The sequence below is a fragment of the Pelovirga sp. C15f genome, from assembly GCF_057178085.1.
The window spans coordinates 53,658-65,168 of the sequence record NZ_JBXUCV010000003.1 but is presented as its reverse complement, the minus strand read 5'-3'; the positions used below and the strand labels follow the sequence as shown (position 1 = coordinate 65,168).

At 51.5% G+C, this 11,511-nt stretch carries 11 protein-coding genes; 4 read left to right on the top strand and 7 right to left on the bottom strand.

The features are described from left to right. Positions 1-7: 7 nt before the first annotated feature. A complete protein-coding gene (locus tag AC1931_RS09375; protein WP_483876998.1) occupies positions 8-985 on the bottom strand; it encodes a GSU2203 family decaheme c-type cytochrome in 978 nt (325 codons plus the stop codon). Positions 986-1,269: 284 nt separating this feature from the next. On the opposite strand from AC1931_RS09375, the gene AC1931_RS09370 reads away from it, so the two are divergent. The 4 genes from AC1931_RS09370 to AC1931_RS09355 are packed head-to-tail and all read left to right on the top strand — an operon-like array spanning position 1,270 to position 5,351. Beyond that, on the top strand, positions 1,270-2,178 hold the full coding sequence (locus AC1931_RS09370; RefSeq protein ID WP_483876997.1) for a multiheme cytochrome-associated LysR family transcriptional regulator: 909 nt from the start codon (positions 1,270-1,272) through the stop codon (positions 2,176-2,178). A 35-nt stretch (positions 2,179-2,213) separates the two neighbouring features. Then, a complete protein-coding gene (locus AC1931_RS09365; RefSeq protein WP_483876996.1) occupies positions 2,214-4,055 on the top strand; it encodes a UbiD family decarboxylase in 1,842 nt (613 codons plus the stop codon). Next, positions 4,042-5,010, top strand: a complete 969-nt coding sequence (locus tag AC1931_RS09360; RefSeq protein ID WP_483876995.1) for a PLP-dependent cysteine synthase family protein — start codon at positions 4,042-4,044, stop codon at positions 5,008-5,010. Before AC1931_RS09365 ends, AC1931_RS09360 begins: the two co-directional genes overlap by 14 nt. Continuing rightward, positions 5,007-5,351: a DUF3024 domain-containing protein gene (locus tag AC1931_RS09355; protein WP_483876994.1), complete on the top strand. Its 345-nt coding sequence runs from the start codon at positions 5,007-5,009 to the stop codon at positions 5,349-5,351. Before AC1931_RS09360 ends, AC1931_RS09355 begins: the two co-directional genes overlap by 4 nt. Before the next feature lie 19 nt (positions 5,352-5,370). Here AC1931_RS09355 and AC1931_RS09350 read toward each other — a convergent pair whose 3' ends face one another. The 6 genes from AC1931_RS09350 to AC1931_RS09325 all read right to left on the bottom strand — a co-directional run bounded on the left by AC1931_RS09350 (position 5,371) and on the right by AC1931_RS09325 (position 11,464). Then, on the bottom strand, positions 5,371-5,808 hold the full coding sequence (locus AC1931_RS09350) for a DMT family transporter (RefSeq protein WP_483876993.1): 438 nt from the start codon (positions 5,806-5,808) through the stop codon (positions 5,371-5,373). Positions 5,809-5,951: 143 nt separating this feature from the next. After that, entirely contained in the window at positions 5,952-6,530 is a 579-nt protein-coding gene (locus AC1931_RS09345; protein WP_483876992.1) for an isochorismatase family protein, read from the bottom strand. Between the two features lie 548 nt (positions 6,531-7,078). After that, positions 7,079-7,558, bottom strand: a complete 480-nt coding sequence (locus tag AC1931_RS09340) for a cache domain-containing protein (protein WP_483876991.1) — start codon at positions 7,556-7,558, stop codon at positions 7,079-7,081. Between the two features lie 70 nt (positions 7,559-7,628). Beyond that, on the bottom strand, positions 7,629-9,077 hold the full coding sequence (locus AC1931_RS09335) for a cytochrome c3 family protein (RefSeq protein ID WP_483876990.1): 1,449 nt from the start codon (positions 9,075-9,077) through the stop codon (positions 7,629-7,631). Positions 9,078-9,322: 245 nt separating this feature from the next. Then, positions 9,323-9,541, bottom strand: coding sequence for a hypothetical protein (locus AC1931_RS09330; RefSeq protein ID WP_483876989.1), 219 nt, complete (start codon positions 9,539-9,541; stop codon positions 9,323-9,325). A gap of 69 nt (positions 9,542-9,610) precedes the next feature. After that, positions 9,611-11,464 carry a cytochrome C gene (locus tag AC1931_RS09325; protein WP_483876988.1) on the bottom strand — a complete coding sequence of 618 codons (1,854 nt, stop codon included), beginning with the start codon at positions 11,462-11,464 and terminating at the stop codon, positions 9,611-9,613. Positions 11,465-11,511 lie beyond the last annotated feature (47 nt).

Genomic DNA, 11,511 nt, shown 5'->3' with positions numbered 1-11,511 from the left:
CCTCAAGTTAACGAGTCAGACCGTGACCGCCTAAAGGCTGTGACGGATAATCGCTGCCGTGGACCACTTTGTGGCAGGTGGTGCACTTGGTGCCGAACGATGTCTGGAAACCCTCGCTGCCATGCTTGTTGACAATATTGGCAGCATCAGTGGGGGTACCCGAAACAACAAAATTCGACTCACGCAGCAGATGAAAATGTCCCTCATGGCACTGCAGGCACAAGAACGGCTCATTCTGGACCAGCAGGTTGTTGGCAACGGTACCGTGAGGATCGTGGCAGATGGTACAATCATCTTCAACCGGTGCATGACCGAACACGAACGGCCCCTGGTAACGGCTGTGGCAGTTCAGGCAAAGGTCGTTCGTGCGCTCATTGGTGGTCAACTCCCCGTGCGGATTATGGCAGTCGCCGCAAGTCATTTTCCCTTCCTTGATCGGATGGTGTGACGGGAAGTTATTTTTGGCCATCATTTCCTGGTGGCAGCTGTAGCACAGCTCCGGATCTTCCTGCTTGAGATTGGCGGCAAGGGGCTGATCCGTGTGCATGACGTGACATTCGGTACAGCTCAGATCGGCCAATGCGTGCTCACTGTGAGTCCAGTCCATCAGGCTGCCGTCAGAGTGGCAGGTGGCACAGACGGCACCGGTCTGATCTGCGCTGAGCTCGGCCAGACGCAGGATTACGTCAGGGTTGCCCCCTTCATCGACGTGCAGGCTGCCGGGACCGTGGCAGGATTCGCAGCCTTTTTCTGCGCCCATCATCTCAAAATCGGCCAGACGGCCATGGACATTGTTCTTGAAACTTTCCTCTATATCGTGACATCCGAGGCAAACCTCTTGTCCGACATAGGTGGCACCTTCAATCTGCGGCATGTTCAGCATCTTCTGTCTGATGGTTCCGGTGGCACAGGCCGCCAGAACAGCTACCAGGATCAGCAGGCCAAACAGTCTGCCGACAGAAGTGCCGGTTGACTTGAATTGCATGTTACCTCCTTGTGTGTGTCTCCCCATGAGACGTGATGTTTCCTTTTTCAACCATATGTAGTCGATGTGACCTTCCCACTTACTCCAGCCACCTCCCTTCTTCGGGAAAGTACCATTGGATCATTTGCTACCTGTGGTTTAGCACAGCGTATATTACATGGGAGTGAAACCCTGTTGTAGCGAATGATTTTAATAGGTATATTAAAGTGTCTAATATCTTGATCTTCAGATATTTAGAAAACCAATCAGCCCCATTCAATCCTTCACTTAACGTCAGGGAAATTATGGATACCCGTTACTTACGTACCCTGCTCGCTGTTATCGATTGTGGCAGTTTTTCCCGCGCGGCAGACAAATTGCACCTGACCCAGTCTGCCGTCTCGCAACGGATCAAGTTTCTGGAGGAAGCCTACGGTGCGAGCCTGTTCGACCGTAGCGGCACGACCCCAACCCTCACTGCTACCGGAACCACCGTACTCGAGAGCGCCCGCCGGATTCTGGACATCGAAGAGTCTCTGCTGGGGAAGCTCAAAGGAAATCCGGAACGCCAACGCTTGTCCTTATGCTGCACTCCCACCTTCGGTACCGTTTATCTGCCGAAGGTGCTCAACCTGTTTATGGCTGAAGCCCGCAATCAGGCTGATTTAAACTTTCTTTTTTACAGCCCCCATCAAGCTCTTGACGGCGTCCTGAAAAAAGAGTTTGACATCGCTGTGGTTGAGCACACGCACAACACTGATTTGAGTATGTTTCATCATTACCCCCTGCCGGATGATGAACTGGTCTTTGTCAGCTCACCCCACCTTGGTCTGCCAACACCGAATTTGACATTGGATCTGTTGCTCAACAAATGCCTTTATGCCCGTAAAGAAGGCTGCAGTTCACGCCAGCTGATCACCCAGGGGCTTCAGAAACAGGGAATTTCTTTGGATAACTTTAGCGGTGTAGTGATATCTGATGATCTGCGTCTGACCTGCCAGACGGTTCTGGCCGGGGGCGGGATTTCCTTTTTATCGCGCAGCCTGGTCAGTGAATTTCTTGAATCAGGGGAGCTAGTCTGCCATTATGTCGAAGGCTTTCCGCATCGCCGCCGCCGCTCTGTGGTGATGGAAAAAGGGCGTAATGACGATCCGTTGCTGCTCAATTTTTCCCGGTATATTTTCCAGGTGATGAATACACCGGCGCCGTTTTAACAACCCCTGCTTGTTCCAGCTTGGATAGTGATACTATGGGATACCGAACCCTCAGACAGGCCGTCAAGGATCTCGAACAGAGCGGCCAGCTGATCCGCATCAACCTCCCCATCGATCCCGATCTGCTCGCCGGGGCCATCCAGCGACGGGTCTACCAGCATCAGGGGCCGGCGTTGCTGTTCACCAACCTGAGGGACTGCCGTTTCCCGGCGGTTGCCAACCTCTTCGGCACCCTGGAGCGCACCCGCTTTTTGTTTCGCGACACCCTGCGACGTATCGATACCCTGATTAAGCTCAAGCTCGACCCGAAGCATCTGTTACGTTCTCCTGCGGCTCTGCTTAACGCCCCGCTTGGAGCCTTTCATCTGCTGCCGCGCAAGGTCCGCAACGGCCCCATTCTCGCCGGGCAAACCACCCTGAGCGCTCTGCCCCAGATCAAAAGCTGGCCGGATGACGGCGGTGCCTTTATCACCTTGCCTCAGGTTTACAGTGAAAGCGCCAACGCTCCCGGGCTGCGCCATGCCAACCTGGGGATGTACCGGGTACAGATTTCCGGCAACGCTTATGAGCCCGATCATGAAGCCGGCCTCCATTATCAGTTGCATCGCGGCATTGGCGTCCATCAGCGTCAGGCCATTGACCAAGGACAGCCATTCAAGATTAATGTCTTTGTCGGTGGCCCACCCAGCCTGACCGTAGCCGCCGTCATGCCACTGCCGGAAGGGATGCCGGAACTATCCTTCGCCGGACTGCTCGGTGGTCATCGCCTTAACATGGTGCAACCGGAAGGGTTTTTACCGATGCCGGCACAAGCTGATTTTGTTATCTGCGGCACGGTAGATCCCGACCGGCTCAAACCGGAAGGACCCTTTGGAGACCATCTTGGTTATTACAGCCTTGCCCATGATTTTCCGGTTCTCAAGGTAGAACGGGTCTATCATCGTCCTGATGCCATCTGGCCATTTACTACCGTTGGTCGACCGCCACAGGAAGATACAAGCTTCGGTGCCTTTATCCACGAGCTTACCGGCGCGCTGATTCCCGATGTGCTGCCCGGCATTAAAGCGGTACATGCGGTTGATGCTGCCGGCGTTCATCCGTTGCTGCTGGCCATTGGCAGTGAACGTTACACCCCATTCGAGCAGACCGATCGTCCCCAGGAACTGCTCACCCAGGCCTGCGCTATTCTTGGCCAGGGACAACTCTCCCTCGCCAAGTATTTATTGATAACCTCCGGGAACGACAATCCCGCCCTTGATATCCACGATATTCCTGCCTTCTTCCAGCATATGCTTGAACGCATCGACTGGCGCCGCGACCTGCATTTTCATACATCAACCACCATCGACACCCTCGACTACAGTGGTCACGGTCTGAACCAGGGATCGAAGGTGGTAATGGCCGCCACCGGCGAGAAACGCCGCGAGCTGTCCGCTCAGATGCCTGCTGAGCTTGATCTGCCGGTCGGTTTTTCAACTCCACGTCCGGCCACTGCCGGTGTCCTGCTGGTCAATGGGCCAACTTGCAGCGCCACAAGCATTGAAGGCGATGCTGACCTGCTGCGCCTGTGCAGGTATTACAAAAGTGACCATCCGATCAACGCCTTTCCCTTGATTATCGTTGTCGACGACAGTGATTTCTGTGCGGCGGCGCTCGACAACTGGTTGTGGGTGACTTTTACCCGCTCCAATCCGGCAACCGATTTGTACGGCATTGCTGCCTGGAATCGCAGCAAGCACTGGGGCTGTGATGGTTCTGTGGTGATCGATGCGCGCATTAAACCCCACCATGCGCCACCCTTGATAGATCATCCCGCTATCGAAAAGCAGGTCGACGAACTTGGCGCTGCGGGTGGGCCACTTCATGGCATCATTTAATCAAAAATCCACCTTGCGCGGTCCTGAATCAGTTATTCATCGCATACCCGACCTGATCGGTTCGATCGGTAATACCCCCCTGATTGACATCTCCAGCCTGACCGGTCGCGGCGATATCCGCTTGTTGGCTAAACTTGAAGGCAGCAACCCTGGCGGCTCGGTAAAGGATCGCCCCGCCCTGCACATGATCGAACAGGCAGAACAATCGGGCGAACTGAACGACAACAAGATCATTCTTGAACCAACATCGGGCAACACCGGCATTGCCATCGCCATGATCGGCGCCGCCAAAGGCTACAAGGTCAAGCTGGTCATGCCCGCCTGTGTCAGCGTCGAGCGCCGTGGCATCCTCGAAGCCTATGGTGCTGAAGTCGTTCTCTCGCCCGGCTGTGAAATGACTGATGGTGCTATCCGCCTGGCACATCGGATTCTGGCTGAAAACCCCGACATCTACTACATGCCTGATCAGTACAGTAATCCTAACAACCCGCTGGCACACTACCGGACGACAGGACCGGAAATTTTAGATCAAACAGCTGGAGATATCGATTTTTTTGTAGCCGGGATGGGCACCTCCGGCACCTTGATGGGCACCAGTCGGTTTTTCCATGAAAATGCCCCCAGGGTCGAGATTGTCGGCATTGAACCAAGCCTGGGGCACAAGATTCAAGGACTCAAAAACATGGAAGAGGCAATTGTCCCGACCATCTACGATGAACGCCGGCTGGCAAAAAAACTGATGATAGGGGATGAGGTTGCGTTTGAAACCACGCGGATAATGGCTCAACAGCTAGGATTATTTGTCGGCATGTCAAGTGGAGCGGCGGTGGCCGGTGCCCTGAACCTGAGCAGGGAAGTAGATCATGCCACTATTGTCGTAGTCCTGCCTGATCGGGGCGATCGTTATTTGAGTACCAATCTGTTCCGCTCCCGCTGCGCAGAGTGCCCGCCATGAGCGAGCTGCCGGAATTTTTACATAAAAGTGCTCTACGTAAACTGGATGATTTCTGCCGGAGTGCCATCCAGCATCCGAGTAGCCCGCGTCAACTCAGTTTCCGCATCACCGGGTTACAGATTCACCTGTTTGAACTCAGAAAGGGAACAGGCAAGACTGCGACAACCCGCGAATTGCCTATGGCACAACTTCGTTTCAGTCCGGAACTTAATCAGTGGAGCCTGCACCACCATAACGGCTCACACTGGCAGCTCTATCTCAGCGCCGGGCCAACCCTGGAACTGAACAAATTGCTGACCGCCATCAGCCAGGATCCCTTGCGTTTCTTCTGGCATGATTGAGATTCTTCGGTTTCCCGATTTATCTCTTGCACACCAGAAAGACCCCAATCAACAGCAGCCCAACCCCAACGATGCGCTTACCGTCAATAGGAATACCACGCATCCCGAAAACCCCATAATGATCCATCACCATTCCGGCCATCAGTTGTGACGCTATCGTCAGGGCCAGCACCGCCGTCGTCCCGATACGCGGCACGCCGACGATGGTCATGGTGACAAAAAAAGCTCCGAACAGACCGCCACTGAGTTGCCACCAGGGAACCTCGACAATCCGTCTGAAGCTTCCCTGACCGGACAACAGTGAAACCAGCAGCAGCGCCAGGGTGCCAACGGCAAAGGAGATGGTTGCGGCTTCGAGAAAGCCGGTCTTCTGTGCCAGTCTGGCGTTAATCGAGGGCTGAATCGCGACTGCAACGCCGCCGCAAGCAATCAACAACATTAATACTAGGTTCGACATCGGTTACGCCTCACGCTCAGTCGGACATGCAATATAAAATGGTATCTCTGGTCGTACCTCAGGCCGCTCCAGGCTGATCGGTTCCTTTTTTTCCTGCTGCTGTTTTTGCTTGAGGCGCCGTAGATCTGCATCCCGTAGTTCCATTATTTTGTCCGCTGACGAACCAGCTTTGAAATAGTCTTGAAGTTATCACCGCCGGCCACTTTGACCAGCTGAAAGAGTGCCGTTTCGGTTGTTGTTATCACAGCCCCGGCGGCGGCTGCACATTCAAGGGCATTGGTGTAATCACTGACAAAGCGTGAGCTCGCCGCATCCCGCACCAGATGGACGACATAGCCCTGATCGAGCAGATCGATCACCGTCTGCAACACACAGACATGGGTTTCCATTCCAACTACCACCACCTGACGAGCTTTGGTTTTATCCAGAGCAGAGACAAAGCCATCATCACCACAGCAGCTGAAGGTCAACTTTTCAATACAGTATTGTTCGGTGGCATCCTGCAACTCTGCAATCGTGTGGCCGAGCCCTTTGGAATACTGCTCGGTCGCGATAATCGGCAAATTAAGAGTCTTAAAACCTTCTATCAGCAGAGGGACATTCTGCAACAATTGCTGATAAAGCTGCTGATCCATTGCGCCTACCAGTTTGTCCTGTACATCAATAACCAACAGTGCTGTCTGTGAAGCCTCCAACCAATATTTATTCTTTATATCTGACATCTGCTCCTCCTCTTGCAATTAATTTCATTGATAAACTGGTGAACACAATAACCTGAAACCTGTCATCAGGACTACTTTTTTGCTTTACTTGCCCCGGCAGACACAAAAATGCCCGAAGGAACAGTTTCCCCGGGCAAAGTTGGCTTGCTATCAAAAGGTACGATTATACCTGCTAAGGTTGCACACCTTGGCGATAAAAAATTAAAGCGGCGACACTAACAGCACATAAGACGACCGGAAGCCAGTACATGAAAACAGTTCCCGGTCCTGCGCCGAGGGGACCAAGACAAGTCAATACGATAAGTACCGGCGCCACGATAAACATGAATGAAAACACACAAAGCATCCAGAGAGCAGATTTCATTCTATCCTCCAAATTTCAAATCGACACCCCCGCCTCAAACACTGTTCTATTATTATGGGATGGCTATTGAAAGTCAATCGAAAAGAACCATTCCTTGCTTGGCGCTGGATGCACGATGAAAAAGGCGCTTACTTTCGTAAGCGCCTGGTATCTTGCTGAATTTAAATGGAAGCGAGTAGGTCAACTAGCGATAAATCCCCGCGCCAACAAAAAGGTTGGTATCCGGGACACGATAGATATAGGTCTCCTTTGTTACCGGTTTTGTACTTCCCGGCTCAGGCCACATATATTCGACCCACCCTTCGCCTTTGGTGCTGGCCAGGACGACAAACTCAACAAAGAGCAGCTTAGGATTATCCACATTTTTATCGGGAGTTCTCAATAGATTGTCCATTTTCAGCAGACCGGGCATAAATGGATGGGCCAGCATCTTCCCCTCAAGGTTCATGGCGAACACATAGGAGTCCTTCCAGACGAACTGGCCGTCCCTTTTAGAAATCTCTGCTAGGGCGGCATCCTGGTCTTCAAGAAGCATCGCCGCAGCCTTTTTGGTCATGTCGATACATTCCGAGACAGTGGCCTTATGCTCACTGGCAAAAGCTGTGCTATTGACAAAAAAGACGGTCAGTAATACCAACATCCCCGTAACCACAGATTTCATCATGATTGCTCCTTTTCAAGTGATTGCTACAATACCAATGCGTTTAAGTAGCAGTGAATCATTACCTTGATTATTATTGACTCCCCAGTAGTGTCCTGAGAATTTCCGGACTCTCTTCCTCTTCTGCCAGAATCGTGTGACAGGTTTCACAGTCCATGGAAATGAGCTCCCCGGTCTGAGCCTCATGCTCATAGTTATGGCAACGGAAGCAACCATCGTGACTCAGCCAATTTGGGTAAGTACCCCATTGAATTTTCATTTCAGGAAAGACATTTTGTGTATAAGCCGCTTGTACTCCGGTCACGGCCCGATCAATTAATTGGCTTTTGTTGTTATAAATATCGGGATAGTTGGTGCGGTAAAAATTGCTCAGTTCGCTGGCAATTGCAGCCTTCGCCTCATCCTGGGTCTCGTATACAACCGATACGACTTCCTTGGCCTGCTTTTTTATAAAGGGAAGTTCCTGAGGGATTTCACGCGACAGAATCTTTTTATCCAGAGCATCATCCCTGTCAAGATATACGTGGCTCGGACGGTTGTGGCAATCAATACAATCCATCACCCGTTCCTGAAGATGGGTCGCGTTGGCAATCTGATCATCGGCCTCTGCATCACGATAAACAATTTGAGCACTGTCGGCGGTTTTCTGCTTAACTTCAGGGATAATACTCCGTGCCCAATCTGCGGCAACGTAAGTAATCTCATTACCCGGATCGACATGCCAGTGGATTCCGTGGGATTCAGCCGCCAGATCACCGGCGCTGCCGATTTTCATTAACAGCACGGTCTGAACATGGGTATTTTGCTCATCTTCCAGATATTTGTCTTTAATCCGCAGGCGATCACCATGAAACATCTCGGGACGATGGCACTGCATACAGGTTCCGCTGGCGGGCCGCAAACCATGAACCGGGGTCTCAATGGGGCGCGAAAAAGTATCCGCGACCACAGCATAAAGCTGGCGCACCCCGGAAATTTTTGATTTGACGAACCAGTCAGCACCGCTGCCGATGTGACAGTCAACACAGGCCACCCGCGAATGGGCCGAGTTCTGATAGGCGGTATATTCGGGTGTCATGGGGACATGACAAACCTCACCACAAAAAGCGTTGGATTCCATATAATGGTATCCGCTGTAGGCCAGGACACCAACGACAAAGAGGTTGACACACGTGAGAAAAACACCGACAAAAACCAGCTTGCGTACCCTGTTGTAGCCTTCAGGATCGGTCAGCATGTCGCGTAGATAATCAAGGGTAAAAAGCCGCACCTCTTCCTTGCCCCTGGCAAAGAAAAGACCGATAAAAATCAAAAAGAGTCCGCCCACAAATCCAGGGCCAAGGATCATATAGAGAAAACCGCTTAAATAAGCGTTTGGTATCCCGACCAGCAGATCATAGAGAACGGCCCCAACCAAAAAAGGGAAAGTAACCGTCACGACCATCGCACCAAGCAAAGCAATTCTACTGCGAGCAATGCCTTTAAAAAAGGCCTTGGGGATATCGGCCAACTTCGTATCCATAACACTCTCCTTCACATGTCAGCGCAATCAAATCGTGCCGCAAAGTCTGGACGGCAATAAAATGACTAAATTTTCGAACACCTAAAATGGCCCTAAATAAAACGATGTTTTTAAGTGGCAGGGTAACGAAAGCTAGCACTTTACTCAACAACTGTCAACGCCAGAGAACAGCCACGCAACCCTGACCGGATGAATTTTACCATTTTAAAACGATACTGCAAGAATGATGATTCCCCAGTCGCTTCTCACATTCGATTGCGCAAAATACGCATTACCATCACCCCAAGGACTGAAAGTACCAATCCGACACAGACAAACAAATATCCGAGGGTATGCCCGTCGCCGAGACCCCATAAATCCTTACCCTTCATCAGCAGGATAAGCCCGACGCCGGCAAAGGTTGCCAATCCTCCCAGGATATAGATCGAAATCGCAACTATTGAAAAGATAAGATCTCTTTTCATCTTTTTTCTCCTGTAAAAGAAAGGGGCCGCCAATGGCAGCCCCTTGTTACAGACACTAACTCGTTAGGGTCAATGGGAAAATCCACCCCAGATAAAAGCATAAATCATCAGGAACAATAGTCCCAAACCGGTAAACAGGGCAAGGAAGCCAAAGCCCTTGATAAAGAAATCATAAGCGATACCGCTTGGTTTCTCTTTAACGTACTGGTCAAGAACGCCCTCTTCTTCATAACGCTTCCATTGATCGGCGCGCTCTTCGATGAACTCTTCTTTGCTCATCTCACCATTGAAGATAACAAAGTCCATGGGGAACTTCTCCGGCCTTCCGTGGGTATTGAAGAAGTGGACAGTAAAGATAAATCCGGTTGCCAACAGGGCTTCATCCGAGTGGACAATAGTGGCAACATTAAGAGACCAGCCCGGCAAAAAGGCCGCAAAAAACTCAGGGAACCAGAGCATCAGACCGGATCCACCGATGGCGAACATACCCCAGAAGACGGCGATAAAGTCAAATTTCTCCCAATAGGTCCAACGTTCAAAGGTCGGTTTAGGCCCGAGGAAGAGAAACCAGCGAACCATCGCGGTTACGTCGCGAATATCCCGCAGGTTGGGGCACAGGGACTCCGGACCAAACAGGCGCTGGAAGAATTCAGCCGGATACTGAAGTTTATAAAACAAGAACTTGGCACTCATAAACAGGGCAGCACCAAAGTATATAAAGGTAATAGCGGCACCAATGCGATGCATGAAGGCCGCGTTAGCCGCTCCGCCCAGGAAGTCCATCATGATCTTCGCCCATGTCTGATCGGCAAACTTGAGCGGGATCCCGGTCAATGACAGCAGCAGGAAGCTGATAATGACCAGCAGGTGCAGGAAAATATGAACCCTGGTAAAACGACGATAAATCTTATGTGCGTCAGGGATCACATGGACATGCCCGGCGATCATGGCGCGATGTTTCTGGCGATTTTCAACAAAACCCCGGAACAACCAGAACAACGTATGAATCCAGAACACCCCGAAGGTACACACCAACAGGGTTGTCATGCTGACATAAGTCCAGTAAAGGATCGGATAGTTTTCGCTGTCCGTCATGTCCCCGTGGGAATAAAACTTTACAAACTGGGATGACGAATTCTCATGGCAGGCGCCACAAGTAGCTACCAGATTGTCAGGGTGAAGGCTCGAGTTCGGGTTATCATGGGGGAGAACCGCATGGGACGTATGGCAATCAGAGCACCCTGCAATATTCTCGGCATACCCAAGTCGGTAATTTTTACCGTGATAGCTGGAAAGATATGAACCAACCGCTACCGTCGTGACGCCATTTCGCGACATCATCTCTTCATCTGCATGGCACTTCAGACAGGCATCGGTATGAAACTCCCAGTAACCCCGATCGCCGGGCTCGCCAACTTCTTGAATCGCGTGAAGTTCGTGGCAGTCAAGGCAACCAGCCGATTCCATATTTCCATTAAGTACGGCCTGTCCGTGACTCGAGTCCTGCCAGACATCATGGGAATCGAAGTGGCATTCGGCGCATTTTGCCGAAGCTGTAGCTTTATTTCCCTGCCAGGGGGTGTGTTCATGAATGTCCCAGTGACAGGTGGAGCACTCAATTCCAGAGAGCATATGAACGCTGGTGTAGTGTTCTTGCGTTTCTGCTTTGTGACAGCGCACACAGGATGGTGGTTGCGGCATCAGCTCACCACTCATATGTGCTTCAACATCAACCAGATCAACGTGACAAGCAACACAGCCATTGGGACCATGAACGGATGCCGCAAAGCTGTCTGCGGAAACGACATCTTCATGGCACATCAGACAGGTTTCGGGCGACGCTACCAGGTTGCTTGCTGCAGCAACCGCTGCAACCGACATGAAACTTAGCAACAGAACAAAACAGAACAGAAGCCTACGCATTGATATTCTCCTTGAAAAAATACCTCGTTCGAGATCCAGCACAACAG